This window comes from Azospirillum sp. TSO35-2, assembly GCF_003116095.1.
Taxonomy (GTDB): domain Bacteria; phylum Pseudomonadota; class Alphaproteobacteria; order Azospirillales; family Azospirillaceae; genus Azospirillum.
Genome location: NZ_LGRA01000004.1, coordinates 33,171 through 59,909 on the forward strand (window position 1 = coordinate 33,171; position 26,739 = coordinate 59,909).

The 26,739-nt window shown below is 64.2% G+C and carries 19 protein-coding genes; 10 read left to right on the top strand and 9 right to left on the bottom strand.

The annotated features are described in order from the left end of the window. Position 1: 1 nt before the first annotated feature. The gene (locus TSO352_RS00780) at positions 2 to 979 is read right to left on the bottom strand and encodes a hypothetical protein (RefSeq protein ID WP_109105499.1); all 978 of its coding nucleotides are present in this window, start codon (positions 977 to 979) and stop codon (positions 2 to 4) included. 169 nt (positions 980 to 1,148) lie between these two features. Between TSO352_RS00780 and TSO352_RS00785 the strand changes: the two genes are divergently transcribed. Together TSO352_RS00785 and TSO352_RS00790 are read left to right on the top strand one after the other, a co-directional pair. Next, on the top strand, positions 1,149 to 2,339 hold the full coding sequence (locus TSO352_RS00785; protein ID WP_109105500.1) for a sialidase family protein: 1,191 nt from the start codon (positions 1,149 to 1,151) through the stop codon (positions 2,337 to 2,339). A gap of 77 nt (positions 2,340 to 2,416) precedes the next feature. Then, positions 2,417 to 3,547, top strand: a complete 1,131-nt coding sequence (locus TSO352_RS00790) for an SRPBCC family protein (RefSeq protein WP_109105501.1) — start codon at positions 2,417 to 2,419, stop codon at positions 3,545 to 3,547. Between the two features lie 61 nt (positions 3,548 to 3,608). Here the strand turns inward: TSO352_RS00790 and TSO352_RS00795 are convergent, their stop codons facing one another. After that, complete coding sequence (locus TSO352_RS00795; RefSeq protein ID WP_109105502.1) at positions 3,609 to 4,175, bottom strand: GNAT family N-acetyltransferase; 567 nt, start codon at positions 4,173 to 4,175, stop codon at positions 3,609 to 3,611. Next, a complete protein-coding gene (locus TSO352_RS00800) occupies positions 4,172 to 5,161 on the bottom strand; it encodes an RHO alpha subunit C-terminal catalytic domain-containing protein (RefSeq protein ID WP_109105503.1) in 990 nt (329 codons plus the stop codon). The genes TSO352_RS00795 and TSO352_RS00800 overlap by 4 nt, the downstream gene beginning before the upstream one ends. A 98-nt stretch (positions 5,162 to 5,259) precedes the next feature. Here TSO352_RS00800 and TSO352_RS00805 point away from each other — a divergent pair, with 98 nt between their 5' ends. Then, positions 5,260 to 6,465 carry a transposase gene (locus tag TSO352_RS00805; RefSeq protein WP_247871816.1) on the top strand — a complete coding sequence of 402 codons (1,206 nt, stop codon included), beginning with the start codon at positions 5,260 to 5,262 and terminating at the stop codon, positions 6,463 to 6,465. 14 nt (positions 6,466 to 6,479) lie between these two features. On the opposite strand, the gene TSO352_RS00810 is transcribed toward TSO352_RS00805, so the two are convergent. Both TSO352_RS00810 and TSO352_RS00815 read right to left on the bottom strand, forming a co-directional pair. Continuing rightward, positions 6,480 to 7,118, bottom strand: coding sequence for a Rieske (2Fe-2S) protein (locus TSO352_RS00810; protein WP_109105505.1), 639 nt, complete (start codon positions 7,116 to 7,118; stop codon positions 6,480 to 6,482). Between the two features lie 38 nt (positions 7,119 to 7,156). After that, complete coding sequence (locus tag TSO352_RS00815) at positions 7,157 to 7,921, bottom strand: SDR family oxidoreductase (RefSeq protein ID WP_109105506.1); 765 nt, start codon at positions 7,919 to 7,921, stop codon at positions 7,157 to 7,159. Positions 7,922 to 8,110: 189 nt separating this feature from the next. Between TSO352_RS00815 and TSO352_RS00820 the strand changes: the two genes are divergently transcribed. Then, positions 8,111 to 8,689, top strand: coding sequence for an HAD family hydrolase (locus tag TSO352_RS00820; RefSeq protein WP_109105507.1), 579 nt, complete (start codon positions 8,111 to 8,113; stop codon positions 8,687 to 8,689). Positions 8,690 to 8,783: 94 nt separating this feature from the next. Here the strand turns inward: TSO352_RS00820 and TSO352_RS00825 are convergent, their stop codons facing one another. Next, positions 8,784 to 9,875 carry a class I SAM-dependent methyltransferase gene (locus tag TSO352_RS00825; RefSeq protein ID WP_109105508.1) on the bottom strand — a complete coding sequence of 364 codons (1,092 nt, stop codon included), beginning with the start codon at positions 9,873 to 9,875 and terminating at the stop codon, positions 8,784 to 8,786. Positions 9,876 to 11,073: 1,198 nt separating this feature from the next. Here TSO352_RS00825 and TSO352_RS00830 point away from each other — a divergent pair. After that, positions 11,074 to 12,168 (top strand): ketoacyl-ACP synthase III, encoded by a 1,095-nt coding sequence (locus TSO352_RS00830; RefSeq protein ID WP_109105509.1) that lies wholly within the window; start codon positions 11,074 to 11,076, stop codon positions 12,166 to 12,168. A 10-nt stretch (positions 12,169 to 12,178) separates the two neighbouring features. On the opposite strand, the gene TSO352_RS00835 is transcribed toward TSO352_RS00830, so the two are convergent. From TSO352_RS00835 to TSO352_RS00845, 3 genes are all read right to left on the bottom strand, one after another. Then, complete coding sequence (locus TSO352_RS00835) at positions 12,179 to 14,290, bottom strand: hypothetical protein (protein WP_146210677.1); 2,112 nt, start codon at positions 14,288 to 14,290, stop codon at positions 12,179 to 12,181. Positions 14,291 to 14,326: 36 nt separating this feature from the next. Continuing rightward, positions 14,327 to 16,819, bottom strand: a complete 2,493-nt coding sequence (locus TSO352_RS00840) for a radical SAM protein (protein ID WP_109105511.1) — start codon at positions 16,817 to 16,819, stop codon at positions 14,327 to 14,329. 254 nt (positions 16,820 to 17,073) lie between these two features. After that, the gene (locus tag TSO352_RS00845; protein ID WP_109105512.1) at positions 17,074 to 18,747 is read right to left on the bottom strand and encodes a hypothetical protein; all 1,674 of its coding nucleotides are present in this window, start codon (positions 18,745 to 18,747) and stop codon (positions 17,074 to 17,076) included. A 242-nt stretch (positions 18,748 to 18,989) separates the two neighbouring features. Between TSO352_RS00845 and TSO352_RS00850 the strand changes: the two genes are divergently transcribed. From TSO352_RS00850 to TSO352_RS00870, 5 genes are all read left to right on the top strand, one after another. Then, complete coding sequence (locus TSO352_RS00850) at positions 18,990 to 20,696, top strand: carbamoyltransferase C-terminal domain-containing protein (RefSeq protein WP_158284493.1); 1,707 nt, start codon at positions 18,990 to 18,992, stop codon at positions 20,694 to 20,696. Between the two features lie 9 nt (positions 20,697 to 20,705). After that, positions 20,706 to 21,776, top strand: coding sequence for a GNAT family N-acetyltransferase (locus TSO352_RS00855; protein ID WP_109105514.1), 1,071 nt, complete (start codon positions 20,706 to 20,708; stop codon positions 21,774 to 21,776). Continuing rightward, entirely contained in the window at positions 21,773 to 23,335 is a 1,563-nt protein-coding gene (locus TSO352_RS00860; RefSeq protein WP_146210678.1) for a glycosyltransferase family 4 protein, read from the top strand. Before TSO352_RS00855 ends, TSO352_RS00860 begins: the two co-directional genes overlap by 4 nt. Positions 23,336 to 23,492: 157 nt before the next feature. Beyond that, complete coding sequence (locus tag TSO352_RS00865; protein WP_109105516.1) at positions 23,493 to 25,553, top strand: radical SAM protein; 2,061 nt, start codon at positions 23,493 to 23,495, stop codon at positions 25,551 to 25,553. A gap of 85 nt (positions 25,554 to 25,638) precedes the next feature. Continuing rightward, the gene (locus tag TSO352_RS00870) at positions 25,639 to 26,700 is read left to right on the top strand and encodes a radical SAM protein (RefSeq protein ID WP_158284494.1); all 1,062 of its coding nucleotides are present in this window, start codon (positions 25,639 to 25,641) and stop codon (positions 26,698 to 26,700) included. The last annotated feature ends 39 nt before the right edge of the window (positions 26,701 to 26,739 follow it).

The window sequence follows — 26,739 nt, forward strand, 5'->3', positions numbered from 1 at the left end:
GTCAGGGCGCGACGTAGATCTGGTTGACGAAGGGATCGAGGCCCGGCGGCAGTTGGGGGGCGTCGCGGTCCAGCGGCGGGGTCCGCGGGCCGTGCGGGGTGCGGTTGACGTTGTACTGGGCCGACAGCAGCAGGCGCCGGCCGCGCCGCGGCAGGGCGCCCTTGTGGACGCCGTAGGTGTCGCCGAGGAACCAGCTGCCCGCCGGGCCGGTCATCGCCACGGTGCCCGAAGTGCCGAAGGCCGCCTCGACCGCCTCGTCGGTCAGGGCGCGGCCGGTGGACAGCGCCCGGCTGCGGTGGCTGCCCTTGACGTACATGTGGGGGCCGCCGTCGGCGTCGACGTCGGTCAGGTAGAAGAAGATCTTGAAGCCGCGCAGGCTGTCCAGGTCGCGGTGGTGGCGCTGGGTGCCGCGGGGCCCCTGCCGCCCGCCGAAGCTCTCGCCGCCGTAGGACCACCAGCAGCCGATGTTGTCGAGGATCGGCTTGCAGCCGAGATACAGCTCCGCCGTTTCCAGCACCCGCGGGTCGTTGAAGAGACCCATCGCGTGCGGCGCCCGCAGGATCTGGTCGATGCCGTGGTAGCCCATGTTGGACTCCAGGCTGGGCGGGCTGTCGGGGCGGAACCAGCCCAGATGCGGGCGGAACGGGTCGTGGCAGGGCGTCTGCTCGAAATAGGCCCGCAGGTCGGCGACGATGGCCGGGTCGATCGGCGGCAGCAGCGGCGTGACGCCGTCCCGCTCCAGCGTCCGGCACCAGTCCCGCGCCACCAGCGACGGGTGGAAACCCGGCGTGCGCGGCCGCCGCCCGGCGATCAGCCCGGCCAGCCGGTCGCGCGTCGCCGGGTCGGTGACGATGGGCAGGATGTCGTAGATGGCGTAGCGCCGGTCGGCCCGCGCCTTGCGCAGATAGGCCCGCGGCGAGGCGATGCGCGTCCGCAGCTTGTCGAGGAAGTCGTCGAACGGACGGGGCAGGGCTGGCATGGAGGGCGGCACCGCGCGGCAGGTTGAGACGATGATGACGGGAACTCTTCCCGATTGCACCGGCCTTTTCAAGGCGCGTCCCCTCCGCCGCCCGGCTATGCTGCTGAGGCACGACGTCGCGGGTTATAGAAGCCGACGGTCTTTTCCAAGAGGGGGCACAAGGACACCGATGGCCATCGACGGACGAGAGCACCGCGTGCTGTACCGCGACCCGCGCTTCTACGCCTCCTTCCCCTCGCTGACGGTGCCGGCGGCCGGAAGGGATGCGGACGGGGCGGCGGTGCTGGTCGCCTTCCGGCGGGCGCGCGACCATCGCTGGCTGCGCGGGGCGGCCTACCAGGAGAGCGCGGCCGGCTTCAACCATGTCGACCATCTCGATTCCCGCTCGCAGACCATGCTGCTGCGGCTCGGCCCCGACGCCGAGCCCCTGGGGGAGGTGCAGGGGGGGGGGCCGGGAGAGCCGGTGATGCTGCCGCCCGACCCCCAGGCGGCCGACCAGGACGCCAGCCTGCTGACCTTGCGCGACGGGCGCATCCTGCTGGCCGGCTTCCGCTGGTACCCGGTGCCGGCGGTCGAGGGCGAGGCGCTGCGCGCCCAGGGGATCGGGCTGACCGGCAGCCCGCTGAAGACCGGCGACCTCTACCTGTTCTGGGGCGGCTACAGCCGGCACAGCGACGACGGCGGCCGGAGCTGGACAGCGCACCGCGACCTGCCCGCCCTGCCCGGCCACCCCGACATCCTGCCCGGCCAGCGGCCCTTCCACGGCGGCGCCGTGCGCGGCCGCGCGGTGGAGACGCCGGACGGCACCATCCTGCAGACCGGCTACACCCACCACCCCACCACCGGCACCTACGCCAGCCACCTGTTCGCCTCCGCCGACCGCGGGGAGAGCTGGGTCCACCGGGCGATCATCGCGCTGGATGCGGAGGCCAAGGCCGGCTTCTGCGAGACGGCGCTGCATCTGGACGCCGACGGCGTGCTGCACGCCTTCCACCGCACCACCGGGCTGGGCGACCATCTGGCGACCTCGCGCTCGACCGACCTGGGCCACAGCTGGGAGCCGTGGCGGCGCCACGCGGTGGTCGGCCATCCCTACGACGCCTGCCCGTTGCCCGACGGCCGGCTGCTGCTGGCCGGCGGCTACCGCCACGCCCCCTACGGCATCCGCGCCCGCGTCTACGACCCGCGCACCCAGGACCCCGGCGACGCGCCGGAGATCGTGCTGCGCGACGACGGCCCGGCGCCCGACCTGGGATACCCCTGGGCGGCGGTGCTGCCGGATGGGCGGGCGATGGTCGCCTACTACATCTGCGACCCGGCCGGCCGGCGCGGCATCGAGGCGACGCTGTTCCGGCCGTGACGGCGGGGTGATGCGGGGGCCCTGCGACCCGCTGTGCCCTGGACCGGCCGGCCGGGCGCGGGCTACCCTCTGCCACCATGGAACAGCCCGTCTTCACGCCCGCCAAAGCCGTCCCCGGCATCCCCCCCGCCGCCTACCACGACCTGGAGATTTTCCGGGCGGAGGAGGAGCGGGTCTTCCGCCACGCCTGGGTCTTCGCCGGCTTCACCGACGACCTCGCCCGGCCCAACGACTATCTGACCCGGCGGATCGGCGGGCTGGACGTGCTGGTGCAGAATTTCGACGGCGAACTGCGGGGCTTCCGCAACGTCTGCACCCACCGTTTCGCGATGATCCACCGGGCGCCGCGCGGCAACGGGCTGCTGCGCTGCGGCTATCACGGCTGGACCTTCGACCGCGACGGCGTGCCCTACGGCATCCCCGGCAACGAGGCGAATTTCGGGCTGGACGCCGCCGGCCGCTGCGGCCGCGGCCTGACTCCGGTGGCGGTCGGCGTCTGCGGCCGCTTCGTCTTCCTGCGCATCGCGGCGGAGGGGCCGGATCTCGACGCGTGGCTGGGCCCCTACGCCGACACCCTGCGCCATGCCTCGGCGATCTTCGTCCGCCCCTTTGACGAGCGGTCGATGGAGTGGGCGGCCAACTGGAAGATGGGGGTGGAGAGCGTGCTGGAGGTCTACCACGCCGACCTCACCCACCCGACCACCTTTCGCAAGCTGGTGAAGGGCGACTGGCGCTGCGGCTATGGCGGCGCCCACTCCCACGGCGTCACCGGTGTCTCGGACAAGAGCGCGCGCTGGTGGGACGGCGTGTCGGAGCGGCTGGGCTTCCGCCCCAGCCCGACCTTGCGCGAGTACGACCACCTGCACCTCTTCCCCAACCTGGAGATCGGCTTCACCCGCGGCGCGGTGATGAGCGTCCAGACCTACGACCCGCTCGGCCCCGACCGCTGCGCGCTGACCCTGCGCCTGTTCCTGGCCGACCCTGATGGCGCCCCCGGCGGCGATGCCGGCAAGGGCGGCCCCGCCGCCCGCCGCCTGGTCGAGGATGGCGCCCGCGACCTCAACATCGCCCTGCTGCGCGAGGACCAGGAGGCGTCGGAACTGGCCTTCCGCGGCTGCCGCCAGACCGCCCGCCCCGCCCTGCTCGGCCTGAACGAGGAACGCATCCAGCAGTTCCACGCGGTGTGGCGCGGGATGATGGGCGGCTGAAACGGGGCGGCGCGGCGGCACCGAACGCATCAGGTCCGAGAGCCGATCCCGTCCAGGACGATCAACCGTGCCACTCCCGCCCGTCCATGTCCTGGTACACCCCGAAACGGCCGCGCACCGCCAGCCAGTCCTCGGCCAGCATCTCGAAGATGTGGAGGTCGATCTCCCGGCCGTCCTTCACCACCTGGCGCGTCAGCACGCCGACCGGGCGGTAGCCGATCAGCGGCTGGCCTTTCAGCAGGCGGGGGCTGTTGGTGCCCAGGATGTGGTTCACCACCTTGCGCAGCCCCAGCGTGAAGAAGACGTGGTTCAGCATGTAGGCGAAGTTCAGCGGCGCCGCGCCGATGCGCCCCGCCCGTTCGCCCATCAGCACGCCGATGGTGGCGATCCTCCAGGCCGGCTCGGTGATGGTGATCGAGACGTGGCCGGCCGGCACCCCGTCGACGCACAGGATGCGGTGGACGTAGTCGTCGCGCTCTTTGCTGCGGCGCAGCCACGCCTTCTGCCGCTCCACGTCGTCGGGCACCCGGGTCAGCATCTGGTCGGCGATGTCGGGCCGGGTGCGCCAGTCGAGCAGCAGCCGGGCGTGCTCCTCCGTCGGCTCGATGAAGCTCAGGGCGCCGCTCATGCCGGTTCTCCCAACTGGCGCAGCATCGCCTGGTGGAAGTCGAGGATGCGCTGTTCGCGCCGGCCGTAGACGCCGTTCACCCCCGGAACGTCGGCGATGCCGGGACGGCCCTGCTGCACCGCCTCGCAGACCGGGCGGTCCTCGTCGATCACCGTGCCGGCCGAGGCGATCAGGTAGGCGGCGGTGGAGCGGTGGAAGGCCCGCTCGCGCGGTGTCTCCAGCCGGGTGGTCGGCAGGAACAGCTGCCACCGCAGCACCGCGGCGTCCGGCGCCACCGGGTCGACCCGGTGCGGGATCACCGTCGCCCCGTAGAAGGTCGCCAGATAGAAATTCGGGAAGATGAAGGTGTGGCGGTAGAACGGCTCTTCGGCGAAGCGGCGCATGCGCAGCTTGGCGTCGAGCTTCGCCCACCAGCCGGCGGTGCCGTCGGCGAGCCGCCAGCGGGAATCGCTGTTGGCGCCGTGGCGCTCGGTCACCAGATGGCTCCGCCAGTCGGGGTGGACCGCCGGGTGGATGGTGTCGGGATGGACGGTGGAGCCGTGGAAATCGTCCATCGTGTTCTCGACCAGTGCCTTCCAGTTGGCCTGGAACGCGATGCCGACCGGCGGCTCCGGGTTGATGCCGTTGGCCGACATGACGGCCAGCCGCTCGGCGTAGGGCGCCAGATGCTCGGCCAGCGTTGGGCCATTGTCTTGAGCCACGCGGGCGAAGACCAGCGCGCCGCAGCGGTCGACCTGCAGGGGGCGCACCCGGTCGCCGTCGCGGCACACCCCCTCCATCACGGTGCCGCTGCGCCGGACCTCGAAACGCAGCCCGGCCATCTCGGCCGACAGCGCGTCGCCGGCGTCGAACACCCCGATGTAGAGCCAGCAGCGGCCGAAGACCCGCTCGCGCTCCTGCACGAACGCCGCGTCGCTCCAGAAATGCTCGTGCGGCAGGACGGCGCCGGTGTCGGGGAAGACGGCGTGGGCTTGGGGGGCGGTCATCCAAATCTCCGCGAGAAAGCCCTGCCTTTGGATATAGGGCGGGAGAGCGGTTCCACGCCAGCAGAACGAAAATTGAACATTGCCACAAGTCCCTCTACATGAAAGGAATGTTGAAACCCGTCGAGGCCGCCTATCGGTTCCGTATCTACCCGACGCCGGAGCAGGAAAACCTGCTGAACCGAACGTTCGGATGCGTGCGCGTGGTCTACAACCGTGCCCGTGCTCTGCGGGAGGCGGCGTGGACGGAGCGCAAGGAGCGGTGCGGCTTCACCCAGACGAACGCCATGTTGACGGCGTTGAAGAAGCAACCCGAGTTCGTGTGGCTGAACGACGTGTCGAGCGTTCCGCTTCAGCAGGCGCTTCGCCACCTTGACGTGGCCTATCGCAACTTCTTCCAGCGGCGGGCGCGCTATCCGAAATTCCGTCGCAAGGACGGGCCGCAGTCGGCGGAGTTCACCAAATCCGGCTTCAACCACCGAGATGGCCGGTTGACGCTGGCTAAAATGGCCGAGCCGCTGGACGTGGTGTGGTCGCGTGATCTCCCCAGCGAGCCGACCACGGTGACGGTGACGCGCGAGGCGGATGGGCGCTGGTACGTCTCCTGCCGCGTCATCGCCACTGTCGAGACGCTGTCCGGCGGCGACGTCGTCGGCATCGACCTCGGGCTGAAGGACTTCGCCGTTCTCAGCACGGGCGAGACGATCGCCAACCCGCGCCACCTCGCCAAGCGCCAGAAACGGCTTGCCCGGCTTCAACGCCGGCTGGCGAAGAAGGTGAAGGGGTCGAAGAACCGGGAAAAGGCTAAGCTGAAGGCAGCCCGCGCCCATGCCTCCGTGCGTCATGCGCGGAACGACTTCCTGCATCAACTCAGCACTCGACTGATCCGTGAAAACCAAACGATCTGCGTCGAGACCCTGTCGGTGACAGGCATGCTGCGGGCAAAGCTCCACAGCCGGTCCATTGCCGATGCAGGCTGGAGTGAGTTCGGCTGCATGCTCGCCTGCAAGGCGGCGTGGTACGGGCGGAAGCTGGTCAAGATCGATCGCTTTTACCCTTCCACCAAAACTTGCAGCGAGTGCGGTGCCACAGGGCATGCGTTGACGCTGGCGGATCGTGAATGGACGTGTCCAAATTGCGGGGCCTTCCATGATCGTGACATCAACGCAGCGCGCAACATACTGGCCGCCGGACTGGCGGTGTCTGCCTGCGGAGCGGGTGTCAGTCTTGGGGTGCCTCGGCATTCTGAGCCGTCCGCTGTGAAACAGGAACCTGTACTGCGAAGTTCAGGAATCCCCCGGCTTTAGCCGTGGGGAGGAGGTCAAGCCGGCAGCTCCGCGTCGGCCGTGGCGGGCAGGAAGATGGCGGTGCGGGTGAAGCGCTCCCCCGCGCCGGGCGGCGCCGCGCTGTGCAGCCGCAGGGCGTGCCCCGGGCGCCAGGCGACGTCCAGGTTGGCGACGGTGAGGCGCTCCCACCCTTCCGTGTCTGGATCGGCCTCCACCGCCCCGCCCCGCCGCGGGAAGGCGGCCGACAGGGCGGCCAGCCGGGCGAAGGCGTCCGACCCCAGTTCCTCCTCCAGCGACGGCCCGTCGGCCGCTACCCGGACGAAGACCAGCCGACCGCAGCGCGCCAGCGAGGCCGGGTGCAGCGCCAGCCGCTTCCGCCCCTCGGCGTCGAGCTGGAAGTCGGTCGGGTTGAAGGGCAGCCCGACCGGCACGCCGTCGGCGTCGAAGCTCCAGCCATGGTAGGGGCAGCGCAACGGGCCGCAGCCCGACGCCTCGCCATGGATGACGGCGAAGCGGTGGGTGCAGACGTTGCGGAAGGCGACCACCCGCCCCTTGAGGTTCTGCGCCACCAGCGGCACCGCCCCCACCCGCGTGGTGACGAAGGCGTTGGCGGTGGCGAGCTCGTCCTCGGCGCAGAGGTGGAACCAGCGGTGTTCGGGGCTGTCGGCGGGCATCGGGGCTCTCAGGGGGGCTCTTCTCAAGAGGGCGGCTCTCAGGCGGTGCGGCCGCCGTCCACGGTGACGATCGACCCGGTCATCCAGCGGCTGGTGTCGGCGAGCAGGTAGGCGATCATGTGGGCGATGTCGTCGGGATGGCCGAAGCCCAGCGGCTGCAGCGTGCGCAGATGCTCGTACTGCTCGGCGGTCAGCTTCTGCTTGCCGCGCTCGATCAGCTCGGTCTCGACGATGGAGGGGACGACGCAGTTGACGCGGATGCCGTCGCTCAGCAGCTCCACCGCCAGCCCCTTGGTGGCGGCGATGATGCCGCCCTTGCTGGCGGCGTAGACGACGTTGCCGGGCGAGGCCGCGGTGGCGGCGGTGGAGGAGATCAGCGCCATCGCCGCCCGCTCGGCGTGGCAGCCCTTCTGCCGCAGCCCGCGGGCGAGCGCGAGCGCGCTGCCCAGGTTGGCCCGCATCACGTCGTCGAAGAAGCCGGAGGAGAAGATGCGGATCGGCCGCAGCGTCTGGATGCCGGCGCAATGGGCGACGCCGTCCAGCGGCCCGGCGTCGGCGCACAGCCCCTTCATCCAGCCCGGCACCATCTCCAGGTCCGACAGGTCGAAGGGGGCGACCGCGTGCCCGTCGCCCGCCAGCCGCTCGGCGGTCTCGGCCAGCCGTCCGGTGTCGCGGCCGTTCAGGATCACCCGCGCGCCCAGCCGCGACAGCATCACCGCCGTCGCCCGGCCGATCCCGGCCGACGCACCGGTCACCAGCATCAGGCGGCCGGACAGATCCATGGGGTTGTAGACGGCGGTCATGGCGAGGCGGAACCCGGTGTCGTGGCGTGATGCCCGACCATAGCACAGTCCGCCGCGGCGCCAGCGGGCCGGCGCTGCGGCGTTTTCGATCGGAGGCCGTCCCGTCCCCGGCTGGCGGCCTTCCGGCCGATGCCCTATGGTGGCGCCGCTGTCTTTTTCCCCTCCTCAACGACCCGCGAACGCCTGGCCATGCCCTCCCCCGCTCCCGCCGCCCCGGCCGCCATCAAGAGCCGTCGCCCGGCCGCCTTTCTCGACCGCGACGGGGTGCTGAACATCGACCGTGGCTATGTCGGACGGCCGGCCGATTTCGTCTGGGTGGAGGGGGCGATCGACGCTGTCCGGCTGCTGAACGACCGCGGCTACCACGTCTTCCTCATCACCAACCAGTCGGGCGTCGCCCGCGGCTATTACGGCGAGGAGGAGGTGCGGGCGCTGCACCGCTGGATGGCGGAGGAACTGGCCCGTCACGGCGCCCGGCTCGACGACATCCGCTACTGCCCCTTCCACCCCGATGGCACGGTCGCCGCCTACCGCCGGCTGTCGGACTGGCGCAAGCCGGCGCCGGGCATGCTGCTGGACCTGATGGCGCACTGGCCGGTCGAGCCGGCCGGCAGCTTCGTCATCGGCGACAACCCGACCGACCTGGAGGCCGCCGCCGCCGCCGGGCTGCCCGGCCACCTCTTCGAAGGCGGCAACCTGCTGGAGCGGGTCCGCGGCATCCTGGCCGCGGCGGACGGGAATGGCGCAAGCCCCCCGCCCCTGTCATGACCGCCGGCGGCTGAGCGGGTCCGTTCCCATCCCCGCCGTCAACCCTGGCCCTGGCGAGCCACCGCCGGACGGCGCGATGTCCGATGGGGCGACGTCACGTTTCGAACGGACCGAGCATCTGGTGGATGAAGACTGTTTCCCCCAACCGGTATCCATGATCCATCAGCACCGACACCGCGTCGATGTAGGAGGGGCCGCGGGTGTAGTCGTAGGCGATGACGACCTGATCGTGGCCGACGGCCTCCTCCGGCGTTGCCTTTAGGGAAGCTTTCCCCAATCCGAGCCGCCGTGCCATCGTCCGCCCGCGCCAATCGCGGCCGACCACCGCGACCGTCGCGCCGGGCCGGATACCGCCCAGTCGACAGGTCGCGGCCCCTTTGACCGCCTTCAGGGACAACGACGTCGGGTAGAGTTCAGCCAGCCCCAAACCGGCGGACGCCATCGCTTCGATGTAGTCCCCATAGGATCGGGAGATGTCGTAATTGGGAACGCTGAAATATTCGCGGCACTGATCGAAAACTCCGCGGAACGATTTCTGGAAACTGAATGGGAAATGCCGATGATACCAGTGTCGCGGCGCTCCGAAAGGCAGACCGTAGGCGGCCTTCTGCAACAGGGTCTGGCCCAGTGCGGCCGCCGATGTCAGGGCCGGACGTCCCACGGTGTGACGACGCAGATCCTGCGATAGCCGCAGGCGGTCGCCGTTGAAGAAGGCGTTGATCATCACCACCCCTTCGGGGCGAAGGAAATGGGCGATGGCCTCGAAGGATCGCCGCAACGATTCATCCAGATGGGGCATGACGCCCAAGCAGAGGATGGTGTCGAACGACTCCGCCTGGAGCCTTTCCCGCAGACCTTCGAGCGGACTCCGCACCAATGTCGCGCGCCCCGGCGGCAAGGCTTCGGCGATGCGGTCAATCGCCGATGTCGGCTCGACGACGACGTATTCCGTCGCGCGTGCCAACATGCCGTGCTCCTCGAGCAGGAGCGTCACCCGCCCCCGCCCGGCCCCGATTTCGAGAACCTTGCGTCCGGTGAAAAGGGTGGGATCATCGAGGCCCAGCCCGCGAAGATAGGCGTGTCCGGAATATACGGAGGTCCGCCCTGGGGACAGGAAGGTTTCGCTCTTGAAGAAGCGCTCGTAAAAGCCGACGCCATCCGCCGCGCGAGACATCATCGCTCCCATATGCTGGAGATCGGAGAATCGGGCGCGCCGCCTTTGAATGGAGCCGGTCGGCGAAGCCCTTGCGGGCGCCCGTGCCGTCCCCGTCAATCGGGTCCGGTGTCATAGGTCATATACTATCCCGTGCTCGATGTCCCCCTGATGGCTCCAGTGAACCAGATGCCGCGCCCAGCCGGGACGAACAGCGGATACGGCAGAACGACATTGGTCACATTGCCGTTGACGAGGTGAATGCGCTGGGCCGCTTGGTGGTGTCCAGGGGGATGACGGGGCGCCGGTATCGGCGTACAGCGCACTGGCGCCACCTGTATTTATATACAGGTACGGGGTCTTGCCCGAATCCCCGCCGTGTTCGATGCTGGCGCGACGATCTGATATGTCGTGGAACTGGAATACTGGTTTACCGAAAACAGGCGTCCTATCGTGACCATTGCCTTATTCTCCTCATCCAGTCGAAGGCGTGCACCGCACCAACACGTTTACATGTCGAACGGATGCATCCTTTTTCAATATTCACTCTATGAAGAATGGCCTTAAAGAATGACTAATTCCACGTTCTGACATCGCTATGGTGGTGTCGTCATGCACCCGAACAACAGGACTGCCAGTCGCTCGTCGATTCTATGGGTTCGGATGAACACCGACGATTTCTGGAGAGCATTACATTCATTTTGAAGCGTAGCGGATTGCCCGAAGCATCGACGACAACACGGACCCTGGTGGTCATTCCGCCGCGCGATCACCCGAGTTTCAGGCCCCCATTCCTGGACCGCAGGGAAAAGCGAACGACCGCGCTGCTCCAGTTACCGAAGACGCCAGCCAGATCGCACCATGGCATTCCCCGTTCTGGCCCGCCAGAACAGAACACGACTCCCCGAAAAGGCGATTGTCCGTGCCGGTCCGCCCGGGATCGCTGCGCTTGTCCGGCAAATGCGGCTCCATCCGATCCCATTGATGAGCTTTCAGGATCCTACGAAAGCCGCTCATTCATGCCTGCTTCCAGAAAAGGTAGGGTGAAGCAGACTTTCGGATTCCTGGAATCCTGAATGCCAACGCTCTCCAACACCTGTCGCGCTCTCCTCTATTGTCTGAAATCAAGGATCTGGAAACCAATCCGGCGCCACTCTGCGCTATGGTGCTGGCCACCGGTTTCCAAAAAGGCCCCCACCGGGCCGCGAACATGCGAAGGACAGGACAAGCCATGAAAGCCATCATCGACGGCATCCGGATCGCCGGTCTGCGCGCGGTGGTGCCGCCCCAGCGCCATTCCTTCGTCGAGGACCCCGGCATCTTCACCGTGGAGGAGACGAAGAAGCTGGCCGCCACCATCGGTGTCCAGGAGCGTCGCGTGCTGCCGCCGCCCTATTGCGCGTCCGACCTTTGCGTCGCCGCGGCGGAAGGGCTGATGAAGCAGCTGGACTGGGACCCGGCGACGGTGGAGGTGCTGGTCTTCGTCTCGCAGGACGCCGATTACGTGCTGCCGGCCACCGCCTGCATCATGCAGCACCGGCTGGGGTTGCCGACCAGCGCGGCGGCCTTCGACGTGCCGCTGGGCTGCTCGGGCTATGTCTACGGCCTGTGGATCGCGGCGAAGCTGCTGGGCGGGTCGACGGCCAGACGGGCGCTGGTGCTGTGCGGCGACAACGCCACCCGCCACCTGCACCCGGAGGACCGAGCCACCCTGCCGCTGTTCGGCGACGCCGGCTCCGCCACCGCGCTGGAGGTCGATGCGGCGGCGCCGTCCATCCCGTTGGTGATCGGCACCGACGGCGCCGGCGCCCCGCACATCTTCGTCAAGGCCGGCGGCAAGCGGCATTGCCTGATCCCGCCGGTCGGCACCGCCGGCCGGATCGCCGACGAGGAGGCCGCTGCTCAGTTGGAGCGCGATTCCCGCCTGACGCTGAACGGGGCGGAGGTGTTCTCCTTCACGCTGCGCGCCGTGCCGCCGCTGCTGCGCGAGGCGATGGAGCACGCCGGCACCGACGTCGACGGTATCGACCGCTTCGTCCTGCACCAGGCCAACGCCTTCATGCTGGAGCATCTGCGCAAGCGCATCAAGGCGCCGACGGAGAAGTTCGTCATCGACATGCAGGGCTTCGGCAACACCAGCTCCGCCTCCATTCCACTGGCGATCTGCCACAGCCTGGGCGCCCAACTGGCGGCCGGGCCGGTGAAGACGCTGATGGCCGGGTTCGGCGTCGGCTGGTCCTGGGGGGCGATGGTGGCCGAGCTGGGGCCGATGCCGGAGCCGCAGGTGGTGGATTTGCCGGAGGGCTGGCCGGTGCTGGCGGTGTGATGTCCGGCGGTCAGGGGTGTCTCTTGTTGCCGTTCCTCTCCGTTGGTGCGGCGAGTCCGGCGATATCATCCAGTACGGTCCGATTATGCTCGATCATCGCGCTCCGCAGACGCTTGGCACCGGCCACCAGCGCTGTGTGATCGGCGGTGGTTATGATGTCGGCAAGCCGGTTTCGATCCGCATGCGAGACGACGAGGCCCGCGCCGTAGCGTCGGACCAGATCGGCCATGCTTTCCCAGCCCTCATCCAGGATCTGTGGTAAGCCGGCGAAGACATAGCCGGTGAAACGCTGACCGACGATGATGCGGGCGTCCGGATTGTCCTCCTGCGTGGCATCGCGGTAAAGCCAGCCATAATCGAATTGACCGGTCAGTTCGATCAACGCCTCATAGGCGACGCAGCGATGATAGCGCAGAGCGGGGCTGGAAAAGCGTTCCATATAGCCACGGAACAGATGGTCCATCGCGCTCCCCTCATGAAGATAGTTGTAGAGCGCAATCTCGAAGCGGCCGGTCGCCGCGAGCGCTTCCAGCAGGGGAAGGAAGTTGTAGTCGCAGAGGCTGACGTCCAAAAGCTCCGGCCTCGGCAGAATGCCGGCATAGAGTATGCGGATGGGACGTCCCGGCGAAGGGGGGAGCCGTGATGGTGGCTGGGGTGCTTGGCCGGCATAGAAGATGCGGTATGGCGCGGTGAACCGCTCAAGAAACGGCTGCCAGGACGGACCGGCACGCTTGGAAACGATCAGGTCGCTGTGATGCATGCTGTGCTGTTCGGCTGCTCTGCATGCGGCGATCGCTTCCGGCGACCGCTCCATCCAGCCGAAAAGCATCTGGTCGCTCAGCAGGCTGGCGAAATCGTACAACTCATGGATCAGGCGGGCTTGCGGAGCCATGCGGCGGATGACGTAGCCCAGCAGGTTGCTTCCGACGTGGGTCCGCAGATAGATGGTCGCCGGGCGGACATGTCGGATCACGGCGTCCAGCAAGCCATAGGAATGCCGAAGGTCGACGGTGCGGTAGGTCCGGCTGGCGACGAAGGGGTCGGTGGGGTCGAAATGCAGCTTGGCTGTTTGGCCGGGGGGAAGCGCTTCGGCCAGTTCGGCGTCCGAAACGATGCCCCATTTCGCCGATCCGATGACCAGATTGCGGACCCCGCCATCCAGTGCGGCAAGCGCGGTGTCGATGGACGGGGCGAGCACCTGGGCGAGATAGGCGGGGCTGGAATAGACCTGGAATAGCCGATCCAATGGCACGCCGTGGCGCAGCAATGCCTCGACCATGTCCATTTCCCAGACCGGATGGGCAACGACGACATGGTCCACATCGGCCTGCAGCGCTGAGCGGGGGGGCTGCAGCGGGTGGCGGCAGAACGTTCCCGTGCCGGAAGCGTTGCGGTCGAGCACGGCCAGGATCGTGATGTCGACCCGGCTGGCGAGGACATCGAGCAAGCGCGCCGTGTGGGTGCCGGCTCCATAGATCATGATCCGGCCGGCCGGAAGATGGTCCTGCACGAAGCGCAGGGCTGCCTGTTCGTCGCGTGGCGCCCATTGAGCGGTCACGGTTTGATGGACATGGGCGTCCAGGCCGATCAGATCCTCGCCGGCTTCCGATGCTCCCTGCGCCCCGCTTTCGTATTTCAGACGGGTGACTGTCGGGCGTGGCGGCGTGCGCCGGATCCCGCCATTCCCGTCCCTGTAGACGATGCCCATGACGCCTGCTGGGCTCTGGTTCTGGACCAAGGCGTCGCAGACCTCGACAATGGCCTCCTCACCCACGCCGACGATCTTGATGTCCGCCCCGTCAGGGTCCGGAGCGCCTGTCCGGACGTCGTCGGAGCAAGCGATGCCAACGATGTCGGGCCTGACCTGCCGAGCCGCCCGGAAGACTGTCCGGGTGAGAAACGGCGGCAGCCGGGCGGCGATGGCGCAGACGTCGGGCATCGTGGCGCGGACCGTCCGCGCCACCATCTCCGAAGCGTCGGCCTCATGCCCAAGGTCGAGACAGAAAACCCGGTGCCCGGCCCCCTTCAGGGCGCAGGCCAGAAGCCCGATGTTCGAGTGGGTTGCGTGGAACGGCCCTCCTGAACCCTCCCCGACTTCTGCTGTTACGATCAGGACCCGCATCGCCGTCTGGGCTTCGTCATGTCTCCTTGTCACGGGTCAGGCTGAAAGCCTTTCCTTGGCCTTGCTGGTGTAGGCGGCGAAATCGGGATTGGAATAGACGGAGAACAGCTTTTCTGTCGCCATTCCATGGCTGAGCAGGACTTCGATCATGTCCATTTCCCAAAGCGGGTGAGCCACGACGATCCAATCCGCCTCGCCGGTCACGGCCCAATTGGGCGGACGCAGGGCGCAGCCCCGGAATTCGCCGGTGAGGGAGGCGTTCCGGTCGAGCACCGTGGTTACGGAGACGTCGGGCCTCTGCTGTGCCAAGGCATCCATCAACCGCGCCGTGTGCGTTCCCGCGCCATACACCATGATGCGGCCGGCGGGAAGGCTGGTGCAGACGAAGTCGATGGCGGAGGCCTCGTCGTGCTGTGCGGCCTTGGGATGGGACAGATGCCCGCCGGGATAACGGTGAACCGTATAGTCGCCGTTCTCATGCCTTTTCTGCAGAGCCTTCACCTCCAGCGCGGCGATGTCCGGGAACTCGGTCTCTCCCTTGCGCTTGCCGCCACACCCGCTGACCTCGTTCTCCAGACGGCGTGGCGGCGGAGTTTCTGAGTAGGAGGTGCAATAGGTGGCGTATTCCTTCTCGGTCCAACCCTCGGCTTCCAGCGCGGCAAGCTTGCGCGCGGCTTCGGCATTTTCCGGGTCGAGCAGAAGCGCTTGCCGATAGTGCAGCAGGGCCAGACCGATCGACCGTTCCTGAACCATCAGGTCGGCGAAGAGCACATGGCATTGCGGTTCGTAGGGGTTCTCCTGAACGGCCGCTCCGTAATGGCGGACCGCCATCGGGCGGTCGCCGGCCGCAGCGTAATGGCGCCCCAGCTCGGTCTGGGCCGGCCAGTACCAGGAGCCGCGCGTGATGATCTGCTGCAGGGCCGCCACGGCCGCCTTCTGGTCCCCGGCATCAATGAGGGATTTCGCCTGGGCGAAGAGCCCGTCGAGTTCGGCGAGCACGTAATGATCTTCGAACTTGACGCGATTTGCGTTCTCGATGTCGAAACGGCTCAGGCAACCGCGGCAGGTCAGGCGCAAGGAATTCTTGAACTCGGACGCGTTGAGCAGGACGCCCCGATAATCGTTGTGATGCTGGCATCGCGGGCAGTCCCAAGCAATGCGATGCAACTCCTTGCGAATCGGATCGGGTTCCGGTTCCTTCTCGAAGATGGTGGCCTTGACAAGGTTGAGGAGCGAGGATTGCGCGGTCCATATCTTCGTCGACAGGATGCTGAGATCCTCGTCGTTCATCTTCGAGATGTTCAGATCGACGAACTGGCTCTCAATATATCCAACGCGGTTGGTGATCAGGCCGTCGCGCACCGCTTCGATGTAATCGGGGCTTCCAGGATAGACCTGGAGGCGGTTGATGTTGACCATGTAATGCCGATTGTTTGCCCACCAATCGAGAGATTCATTGGCGGTTTCCAGCGTTTCGTTGGTGTCGCCAAAAATAAGGTTCCCCTGGATTCCGATCTTCTTATTGTAGGTGGACTCCATCACCAGGGAAATTCGCTCCTTTTTCGACTTCTTCTTCATGCTTATGAGGATGTCTTGGCTCATGCTCTCGATGCCGTAGCTGATATACGTGCAGCCGGCATCCTTCATCGCATCGAGAATATAATTGTCTGCGACATTCACATGGAGCTGGACCATCCATTGCAGCTTGTAGGGCTTGATCCGTTCACAGAATTCCAGAAGTCGTTGACGCTTGAGCGAGAACAGCTCGTCGATCACCGCGACCATGTTGATGCGGTATCGGGCCACCAGATGATCAAGTTCCGCGAAGAAGTCGTCGAGGGGACGCTCCCGGTAAACCTTGCCGGTGGGGTGGAAGCAAAAGGTGCAGCGGTAAGGGCAGGAACGGCTGGTGATCATGTCCACGGAGCGTGGACGGTCCATGGTGTGGAAGAAGTAATTGTCCGTGGGGCGTTGAAGGTCGATGATCTCGCCGAAGCCGAAGCCTTCGTAATCCGGCCAAGCCACGCTTCCCAGATCCATGATTGCCGGGCGCGGGATGGTGCGGCGGGCGGTGCCTTGCGCGTCCTTATAGACGATTCCCATGACGCCGGACAGATCCCGTCCGGTTTCCAGGGCGTCGCACAGATCAACGATGGTCTCCTCGCCTTCGCCGATGACGCCGGCATCGATGTCCATCACCATCGGGCCGGCTTCGGGGTCGCTGCTCAGGCAACCGCCGCCGGCGATGTTGATGATGGTGGGCTTCGCGCGGCGGGCGGCGGCAAAGATGTCCCGGACCTTTGGCAGGAAAGGCGACAGGCCGCCGGTGGCGCAGACGTCGGGGTTGATGGCGCGGACCGTCTGCTCGACCAGCATCACCGGATCCTCACGGAACTGGTTGCAATTCAAGCAATGAACCTCATGACCCGCCCGCTTCAAGGCCGAGGAAATGTAGCCGAGGCCGAGAGGGAATTGATAGAAGTCTCCGGGAGACTCCGTGAACTTCGGCGCAACGATTAGTACCCTCATGGTCTTGAAGCCTCCTAGCGTTGACGCCCATCGCACCTTCGACGATGTTCGCGTCCCACCTCTTCCGCCAACAGATATAACATTCTTACAATGATTCGGTTGTTGCCTGCTGCAGGACCACACCAAAATCTTTGCAAAAGCGACTCGAATGATCGGAATTTTTTAACACGTGCTCTATCTCATGTCCAGAACCAGCGCCAAGCTTTGCGATGCGTACTCGGGACATCGTGAGTGAACCGCATAAGACCTATCAATTATAGGGTCATTTCTCTTGAAGGATTGTTGCCCGCTTTGTCGACAAGCTGGCAAAGCAACTCTTTGGTCATCTCATTGTGTCGCCACATATGTTCGCGCAGCCGCACGGTTCCACGCAGCAGAGCTTGGTAGTCGCACTCCCGGATGGCGCGCAGCACCTTGTCGGGATCGGCGTCCTCCACCACCAAGCCGGCCCCGTACTCCGCGACCAGATCGGCGATGAAATGCCATTCGGCATCGACGATCGTTGGCAACCCTCCATAGACATAGGCGCTGAAGCGGTTGCAGATCACCACCTGCTGATCGGCCAAATCCTGCTCGCGCGGAGGAAGGCAGAGCCAGCCGAAGTGGTATTTCTGCATCCGGTGGATCAAATTGTCGAATGGAATGCGCCGATGGTAGGTCATCGGCGGGCTGGGATAGCGCTCCATATAGTTGCGGAAGGTGGGATCATTTATCTCGTAGGCATGGCTTGAATTGAAAATATCGATGGTGACATTTGACTTCTGGGTTATTTCTTCCATGAGAGGAAGGAAATTGTAATCCGACCGCATATAAATATGGAAATGAGGCGGGACTTGAGCCCCGGCATAGAGGATGTGGACCGGGCCATCTCCAGGGCTTTCGCGCGTCGATTCATCCCAATCCACGCTTCCTTTGGACCCGATCCCCGGATAAACGAACAGATAGGGGGAGTAGAAGCTCTCGCATGCCCTGTTCCATTCGCGTCCGGCGCGCTTGGAGACGATCATCTGAGAATACCGGCAGCTGAAGTAATTGGACAGCCGCATCAACTCGATCAGCCTGTCGCTGGCGTTGATTCCCAGTTTGATCCAGTCTTCCGGAATCAGCGGGAAGAAGTCATAAATCTCGTGGATCAGCTGTGTGTCCGGGACGGCGCGACGAATCGGAAAATAGAAGAGCTCGAATTCCTGGGCGGTGCTCAGATAGACGGTCTTGGGGCGCAACGCCTTTACGATGCGGGCGGCCAAGGCCGCGCATCCCTGAGCGTCGATGGTCCAGAACGGACTGATGGCGACCGTCGATTTGGCCGGGCCAATGTGGATGACCAACGTGGTTTCAGGAGGAAACAATTCAACCAGCACCGAGTCCGGGACGACCTCGTGAATGCCTGAACGCACGATGACGTGATCAAATCGCCGGCCATCGAGACGCCTTTCGATTCTGGAGAACTGTTCAGCGACGGCCGTGGCTATGAAACCGGGATCGGAGTAGATCGTATGGATTTTGGCGGCCGGCACGCCCAACTGCCGCAACCGGTCGACCATCGTGGCTTCGATCCGCTGGTAGGAAATCAGGACATAGTCGAAATCCAGCTCCACGATCCGCTCAGGCGCGAGAACCTCATAGCCGTGGAACGTCTTCAGCCGGTCGGCGTCGCGATCGAGGAAGCCCAGGACTTCCAGGTCATCGCGGTGGGTCAGGATGTCGACGATGTTTTCCGAGTGCAGCCCGGCGCCGTAGACGTAGATGCGGCCGGGCGGCAGGTGGTTTCGGATAAACTGCCGGGCGATGCCTATGTCGCGCGGACCGCCAAAATACTCCTCCACCTCATCGGCCAGTTCCAGTGTCTGGCGCGCGTGGTCGGAGCTGAGCAACGGCCTGACCACGCTCCAGAAGTCATCCGGGAAAGACAAGGTGTCAAGCTCCATCTTGAGTTGATCCGACAGGCAAGCAACGTCCGCAACAGGGGGATCCTGGCGGCGAAAGGCTAAGCAATTCCTAATGCCAAGTCTCCGTTCCGGCGCCGGCCCGCTCCTTCGGGCCGGGGGCGTGCCGGCGTCGCCGCGTGAATTAAGAATCCTTGAACACTTGCGCGCGAAGGTCGGATAACGTTTCGCCACGGCCCTTCCCCGGCACGGCGCCTGGACTGGGACGGCACGAGGAGAAAGCGTTGATCGTCATTGGCATTCACAACACCGGAATATTGAGTTCGGCCGCGTTGGTGGTCGATGGAAAGCTCGCTTTCGGGTGTGCCGAGGAGCGCCTCGATCGACGCAAGCACTCCAAGTATTTTCCTCATCAGGCGATCGGGAAGGCATTGGACTGGCAGGGATTGACGCTGGCTGATGTCGATGTCTTCGCCATAGGCTGGAATCCGGCGATCAACGTGGCGGGGCGCTATCGTGCCGGCTTCTCCGAATGGCCTGCCTATCCGGGGGAACGGTTTTCCGCCAACCCCAATCATCTGCTGCCGCGGTTGGGTGGGGCGCCCCATGTCGCCACCGATCAGATCTTCCATCGCGAAGATGGCAAACCGGTTCAACTGACATACGTCTCCCATCATCTGGCCCACATGACGGGCGCCTATTGCCTTTCGGGGTTCGAGGAATCGGCGCTGTTCTCGTGCGACGGCTATGGTGAGCGGGACACGACCGTATGGGCCGTGGGACGCGGCACCGACATCCGCATCCTCAAGAGGATCGAATTTCCTCATTCGGTGGGCGGCTTCTATTCGGCGATCACGGAGTTCCTCGGATTCCGGCCGGACCTGGACGAATGGAAGGTGATGGGGGCGGCGGCCTATGGCGACCCGGAGCCTTACCGCACGGCGATGGAAAGCATGATCCGGTTGGTCCCGGATGGAGGATTCCACCTCGATCTGGACTATTTCGATCACTTCAACTTTGACACGCCCGGATATCTGACACCGGCGGCGCACCGGCTTCTGGGGCGGCCCCGGCACAGCGGCGAGGCGATGGAACAGCGCCATTTCGACATCGCCGCCGCCGCCCAGGCCCGGCTGGAGGAGGTTCTGCGCTGGGCGTTGGACTGGTTGCGCAAGGAGACCGGCTGTCCCCGGCTTTGCCTGTCCGGCGGCGTCGCCATGAATTCCCTGTTCAATGGCCGCCTGTCGCTGGACGGACCGTTCGACGACGTTTTCGTGCCCTTTTCACCGGATGACAGCGGGAACAGCATCGGAGCGGCGTTGTGGGCCGCCCAACGCGCGGGCGACCCGGTTCGCAACCAGACGCTCACGCCGTTTCTTGGCGGTTCCTACGATGATGAGGCGATCGCCGGTGCCATCGAGCGCTGCGGCTTGGCGGCGACCCGGATCGACGACCCTGCCGCGACCGCCGCGGATCTGCTGGCGGCCGGAAAAATCGTCGGATGGTTTCAGGGCCGAATGGAGTTCGGGCAGCGCGCACTGGGCGGGCGATCGATCCTGGCCTCCCCGCGCGACCCGGACATGAAGGACAGGCTCAATTCCGCCGTGAAATTCCGCGAAGGGTTTCGCCCGTTCGCGCCGGCGGTACGGGCGGAGGATGTTGGCCGGTTCTTCGAGGCGCCGGCCGGAGCCCGTGTTCCCTTCATGGAAAAGGTGCTGCCGATCAGGGCCGAGCGGCGGCAGGACATTCCGGCTGTTGTCCATGCCGATGGAAGCGGGCGTGTGCAGACGGTCGAACGGAGCGTCCAACCCCTTTTCCATGACCTGATTTCGGCTTTCGGTGCATTGACCGGGGTTCCGGTCCTCGTCAACACCTCATTCAACCTGAATGGGGAACCGATCGTCGAATCGCCGGCCGATGCCATCCGAACCTATGCGACGTCGGGAATGGATGCGCTCATGCTCGGCCGTCATCTGTTGTCGAAGCGCTAGGGGACGGCGATGGAGCGGGTGAGCATCCATACGCTGGACGATACGGCCGCGTGGTCGGCCGGCCTTGAACGGATACCCAACAAGGATTTGACGCATTACCCCCGGTTCAGCCGCATCTACCAGGAAAAAGGGGACGGTTTGGCCGAGTGTTTCCAGTATCAGGCGAATGACCTGATCGTGCTCTATCCATACATCCGGCGGCCTCTGGCCGAGTTGTCCTTTCTCGGGGAGTCCTGGGCCGGCCGCTATGATCTGGTGACGCCCTACTGTTATGGCGGCTATGTCCATAATGCCGGGGATGAGCGTGCGCCCGGCCTGATCCGGGATTTCCGTGCCGCCTTCTCCAGCCATTGCCGCGAAACCGGCGTGGTGTCCGAATTCATCCGTTTCCATCCCATGCTGCAGAACCACCGGCATGGGGAGGGGTGCTTCGACCGGCTGTATCTGCACCAGAACAATGTTCTGATGGACCTCCGCGTTGACGAGGCGGAGCGGGTGCAGGGTTACCGGGAAAGCTACATCCACTGCATTCGCAAGGCCTCGGCGGCTGGACTGCGCCTGGAACTCGACCGTGAGCACAATCTGGTCGATGTCTTTGCGGAACTCTACCGCCGCACGATGGAGCGGCATAACCAGACCGGCTATCTGAACCTGCCGCACTCTTATTTCCTCAGGCTTTTCGAAAACCTGCGGGATGATATTCTTCTGTTTGTCGTGCGCGATGGCGATGACATTGCCGCGGCATCGATTTTCCTCCGCCACGGCGATGTGCTCGATTATTTCCTGAGCGCGTCGGATCTGCGGTCGCTGGGCAAGCATCCCAACCATTTCATGATCCACGAAGTGGCGTCCTGGGCTCATGACCAGGGATACCGGCACCTGCATCTGGGTGGCGGCCGGGCCTCGCTGGTGTTTTTCAAACAGGGTTTTTCCAAAGGGACCTGTCCCTATCACATCGTCCACCATGTGCATGACCAGGAAGCCTACCGGCGTGCCACGGAAGCCCGTAGAACCGCGCTTCCTCCGGTTGCGGAGGGCGGAACGGGCTTTTTCCCAACCTATCGAGAGGGGCTTGCATGACCGGATTGTGGACGGATCGCCCGGGAGCCTGGACGGTCGAGGTCGATGAAGCCTATCGGACGATGTTCGGGTTGCCTCGTCCGACGGTGGGGCCGGCTGGTGCTGAGGTTTCCGTGAATGCGCCGGCGCTGGTGACGGTTGCCGACGATCTTGCCCAGCTTCTTTCTCCCGACGATGCGCAAGCCCTGCGCCGGCGGGTCGAGGATCTGGTCGCCGGCCCGTGGGATGCCGAAGCCGTATCGCGCGAACTGGAGAGCTTCCGCAGGATCGCCGAGGAGCGGGGACTGCTGGAAAGCTTTTTCCGGATGGATCCCCGATCCCCACGACGGGATTTCGGCGACTTCATCGATGCGGCGAACAACCGCGCGGATGGGGCACGCACGGTCGTCTTCATGGCGACCACGCCCTATTTCGTCATCTCGCGGGAATCGCTGTATCTGCGGCGGAACGGCTTCCGCACCTATCTGATCTGCGCCGCCCACCTGCCGCCGGCGATCAAGGCGTTCTTCGAAGACGTCTTCGACGGGGTGGCCGACGGCTGCAACAGCGGCCGCATCATGCGCGGGCTCGTGCGCCAATTGCGGCCCACCCTCTTCCATGTGCAATGCTGGATGCTCAGCTATGCCCTGGGCGGCCTAGTCCTCCGCAATCGAGGGCAGACGCCGGTCGTTTGCGAATTCTATGACGTGACTTCGATCTATGGCAGCCGTGAGGTCCTCGCCGAATTGTGGGGAGAGGCGCGCATCGATCTGGATCTGGCCATGGAGGCCCTGATCCTGGACGAAGCCGATGGCCTCGTGCACCGCTTCCCCCCGCGAGAAGTGAAGGCGTGGGGCGGACGGCGGGGCGATTTGCCGCTCAACATCGAAATGCACAGCTATGTCTGCCCGGAGTATGTCCGCTACCGCGACGACAAGCCGTCAAAGCGCGACGGGGTGATCCGGCTGGTCTATGCGGGAGGGCTGGTGCCCCAGACGGCCGACCATCCGCGGACGATTTATGCTGAAGCCAACCAGCCCCAGACCTTCAGGATGCTGCTGGAGCAGGGATTCGCGCTGGAAGTCCGGCACAGCCCCTACCGCCCGATCGCCGAGGGCGACCCGACCTATCAGACCTTTGTCGAGTTGGAGAGGGAGTACGCCTCCTATCGTCTGCACGACGGCGTTTTGCCCGATCGTTTGCCGGGCGTCATCGCGGGCTATGATTTTGGCCTGATCCTGTGCGACATGGACCTTTCCATCCTGCGTCTGAACCCCGGCCAGATGCGCGGGGGATTCGGTACCAAGTTCTTCACCTATCTCGAGGCCGGCCTGCCCGTCATCGTCAATGCCGAGTACGATGAAATGGCACGCCTGGTCAACGAATGGGGGGTCGGGCTTTCGATCCCATCGTCGGAAATCCCCAATCTCGCAGAGCGTCTGAAAAGCTTCGATTATGACAGCGCTGTTGCCAATATCCGGCGCCTCAATCGCGAATTCGGGATGGACACGCAGATCCATCGGCTGATCGGACTCTATGAGCAGGCGGTTGCAAAACATGGCGCCAAGGCTTCCGGCTGATTTCCGACACGGACGCGGGGCCGGTCCGGCGTCCGGACTGCGGGGGAAGTTTTCGGGTGTCCGCAACGCTTTTCCCGCTGCCTGGAAACAGGTGTTTGTTGCCGCAGCACGCCATGCCATTGTGCGTAACCAGGACGATAAGCAGGGTTGGTGAGATATGTCGATCAAGATAAGTTTTGCCGATCTGACGCACACAGGACAGGTGATTGCAGCCAACACCTTTCCTTACGGCATTTCCTTGGTCGCCGCCTATGCCAAGCAGAAATTTGGCGATGAGATCGATGTCGAGATCTTCAAATACCCGGACGATTTTTCTGGATATTTGAAGAGGGGAGTGCCGCAAATCGCGTGCTTCTCCAACTATCTCTGGAACACGCGGTTGTCCTATGGCTATGCGGAGCGCATCAAGAAGAAAAACCCCGAAGCCGTGATCGTCTTTGGCGGGCCGACCTATCCTGGCGACGAATCAGAGCAGCGCCGTTGGTTGGAAGCCCACCCTGCCGTGGATTTTTACGTCTGGCTGGAAGGGGAAAGGGCGTTCTCCCTGTTGCTGGAGCGGTTGATCGCTGCCGACTTCAATGTCGCGGCGATAAAGGAGGCGCGGGAGCCCATCGGCAGCGTCCATTATATCGCAGGCGACACCGTGGTCCGTGGCGAGGCGCTTGAGCGGATCAGTGAGCTTGACGAAATTCCGTCTCCTTATCTTCTGGGCCTGCTTGAAAAATTTTTCGATCCCGTGCTTATTCCAATGATCGAAATGGCTCGCGGCTGTCCATTTCAATGCACTTTTTGCGAAATAGGTCGCACTTACTTCAACAAGGTGCGCAGACATAGCTTTGAGAGACTTCATGAGGAGCTGTATTATATAGCCGATCGGGCGAAGACTCCCGATCTTTTGTTCAGTGACTCCAATTTTGGAATGTATCGGGAAGATCTGGATATTTGCCGAATACTGGCTGACCTTCGGCAGGAGAGAAAGTGGCCGAAGTATGTCGCCAACTCTTCCGGCAAGAACCAGAAGGAACGGGTTCTGGAGGCCGCGCGCATCCTGGATGGTGCCATGGTTCTGACCGTGTCCATTCAGACAGCCGATGAAAAGATTCTGGAGAACGTCAAGAGAAAGAACATCTCGCTCGATCAGATCGTCGCCGTCGGCAAGAGTGCCGAGGAAACTGGCGCCAACAGCTATTGCGAGATCATCCTCGGTTTGCCGGGAGATAGCCGGGAAGCGCATTTCCGCAGCGTCGCCAGCATGGTCGATGCCAACATCAACGACGTGATGATGTATCAGGCGATGATGTTGCCGGGATCCGAGATCTCCGATGCCGCCTATCGCGAACGCTTCGGCCTGGTCGGCCGCTTCCGGGTTCTGCCGCGCTGCTTCGGCTTTTATGACATGCTCGGCGAGCAGGTGGGCGTCGTCGAGATGGAGGAGATCTGCGTTTCGCAAAACAGCCTGTCCTATGAAGACTATCTTGTCTGCCGGGCGCTCGACCTGTCCGTTGAACTCTTCCACAATGGCGGTGTCTTCAGGGAACTGTGCAACTTCCTCAATCTGCATGGCGTTCCGACATCGCAGTTCCTTGTGCAGACGCATGCCGCCGCCTTTGCCCCCGACAGCGGTCTGGCGGCGATCTATGACGGATACATGCGCGAGAACGATGAGAAGCTCTGGAAGAGGCAGGAGGAGTTGGAGCGCTTCGTCGCCCAGCCCGATATCATCGCCCGCTACATTTCTGGGGAACTGGGCAGCAGCGAACTTTACAAATACAAAGCCATCGCATTCTTCCAATATCAGGAAGACCTACATCGCATCGCCTTCGCCACCGGGCGCCGGCTTCTGGAGGATGCCGGCGCTCTGAGCGATCTGGCCGAGAATTACCTTGCCCAGCTCAAGCGTTTCAGCCTGCTGCGCAAGGACGCCCTCCTGGACGGTGCCCTCGATAGCATTGAAACTTTCGACTTCGACTTCGTTGCCTTGATGGGGAGGCGGTTTGAAGCCAACCCCGCGGACCACACCGGCCGGCGGTATCGGATCCGCATCCGCCACACCGACGAACAGCGGCAACTGATCGAAGCCTATATTCGCCAATATGGCACCAGCACCAACGGATTGGGCCGCTTCCTGCTGCGCACGCACGTCAACAAGCTGTATCGTGGGCCTTCTTATCTGAAAGCGGATGTCGACGCAGGGGCGGCGGTCACGGCCGACACATGACGCTGTCTCCTTCGGCGCTGAACAACAGGACGACCCCTTCGGCTGGCGGCAGCTTTTCCCTGCCGATATGCAATGGATACGAACAATGACTGACGAAGAAATGTCCGAAGGCCTCTTGGGCGAGATAAAGCCCTCGACCTTGCCGTTGCATATGGATATCGACTTGAGCAGCAAGTGCAATCTTCGCTGCTCGTTCTGCCATCTCAGCTACTTCGACGTCCCAAGCAGCTCCCAAATCTCCTATGATTATTTTATGGAGAAAATCGACCCCATATTGAAGAACTTGAAATCCGTCACGCTGTTCAGCAAATACGAACCTCTTACGTGCAGAGACTTCGTCAAGATATTCAACAGAATATCCGAATACAATATCGAGACTTATTTCTCGACCAATGCCATTCTCTTCACCGAGGAGTCGATAGAGGCCATCGTCGGTAAGCTGCGGTGGCTGACCGTTTCCGTCACCGGCTTCAACCGCGAAGACTATGCACGCCATATGGGGGCGGACCGCCTGGACAAGGTGACGGCCAATCTGCGCGCCATCAACGAGTTGAAGCGCCAACGCGGTGTCCGCTACCCGATGCTGCGCATCTCCACCGTCGGCATGCTGGACACCCTGGAGGATCTTCCCCGTGCCGTCGATTTCGCCAAGGAGCATCAGGCGGAAGAGGGCGTGCAGGTGACCGCACTGATCGCCTATGGCGAGGAGATGGTCGACCGGATGCCTTTGAAAGACCGGGAGCGCTTCGCTCGCCTGACGAAGGAAGCCCTGCGCTATGCCCGTGAACAGGGCGTACGCATGGCCCTGCAGAGCGGCGGCATGGAGGAGAACCAGGCGGCCACGCGCGACCTCGGACACCGGCCCTGCTTCCTGCCGTGGCGCCGTCTGTCGGTCCAGCCGGATGGCGCGGTCTATCCATGTCCCGTGTCGTACAAGCCGGTCGGGAATCTTGCCGAGTCCTCTCTTGAGGAAATTTGGAACGGCTCCGCACTGGAGGCCTTTCGTGCCGGCGTCAACGATCCGGCACGGATGAACCCGGAATGCCGTGGATGCACCCATTGCCGCCATAAATCGATCATTCGCGAAGACGCCAACGACTATTCCAAGGCCGATGTCTTTTTTGCCGGCATGGTTCGCAAAAGCTGACGCCAGACCGCAGAACGACCTCTGATACAGCCTCGAAAG

Coding starts and splice junctions, on each gene's coding strand:
- TSO352_RS00870 (WP_158284494.1), top strand. CDS start 25,639: ATGACTGACGAAGAAATGTCCGAAGGCCTCTTGGGCGAGATAAAGCCC.
- TSO352_RS00840 (WP_109105511.1), bottom strand. CDS start 16,819: ATGAGGGTACTAATCGTTGCGCCGAAGTTCACGGAGTCTCCCGGAGAC.
- TSO352_RS00785 (WP_109105500.1), top strand. CDS start 1,149: ATGGCCATCGACGGACGAGAGCACCGCGTGCTGTACCGCGACCCGCGC.
- TSO352_RS00830 (WP_109105509.1), top strand. CDS start 11,074: ATGAAAGCCATCATCGACGGCATCCGGATCGCCGGTCTGCGCGCGGTG.
- TSO352_RS00780 (WP_109105499.1), bottom strand. CDS start 979: ATGCCAGCCCTGCCCCGTCCGTTCGACGACTTCCTCGACAAGCTGCGG.
- TSO352_RS00800 (WP_109105503.1), bottom strand. CDS start 5,161: ATGACCGCCCCCCAAGCCCACGCCGTCTTCCCCGACACCGGCGCCGTC.
- TSO352_RS00860 (WP_146210678.1), top strand. CDS start 21,773: ATGACCGGATTGTGGACGGATCGCCCGGGAGCCTGGACGGTCGAGGTC.
- TSO352_RS00810 (WP_109105505.1), bottom strand. CDS start 7,118: ATGCCCGCCGACAGCCCCGAACACCGCTGGTTCCACCTCTGCGCCGAG.
- TSO352_RS00805 (WP_247871816.1), top strand. CDS start 5,260: ATGAAAGGAATGTTGAAACCCGTCGAGGCCGCCTATCGGTTCCGTATC.
- TSO352_RS00820 (WP_109105507.1), top strand. CDS start 8,111: ATGCCCTCCCCCGCTCCCGCCGCCCCGGCCGCCATCAAGAGCCGTCGC.
- TSO352_RS00855 (WP_109105514.1), top strand. CDS start 20,706: ATGGAGCGGGTGAGCATCCATACGCTGGACGATACGGCCGCGTGGTCG.
- TSO352_RS00815 (WP_109105506.1), bottom strand. CDS start 7,921: ATGACCGCCGTCTACAACCCCATGGATCTGTCCGGCCGCCTGATGCTG.
- TSO352_RS00795 (WP_109105502.1), bottom strand. CDS start 4,175: ATGAGCGGCGCCCTGAGCTTCATCGAGCCGACGGAGGAGCACGCCCGG.
- TSO352_RS00825 (WP_109105508.1), bottom strand. CDS start 9,875: ATGGGAGCGATGATGTCTCGCGCGGCGGATGGCGTCGGCTTTTACGAG.
- TSO352_RS00790 (WP_109105501.1), top strand. CDS start 2,417: ATGGAACAGCCCGTCTTCACGCCCGCCAAAGCCGTCCCCGGCATCCCC.
- TSO352_RS00845 (WP_109105512.1), bottom strand. CDS start 18,747: ATGGAGCTTGACACCTTGTCTTTCCCGGATGACTTCTGGAGCGTGGTC.
- TSO352_RS00835 (WP_146210677.1), bottom strand. CDS start 14,290: ATGCGGGTCCTGATCGTAACAGCAGAAGTCGGGGAGGGTTCAGGAGGG.
- TSO352_RS00865 (WP_109105516.1), top strand. CDS start 23,493: ATGTCGATCAAGATAAGTTTTGCCGATCTGACGCACACAGGACAGGTG.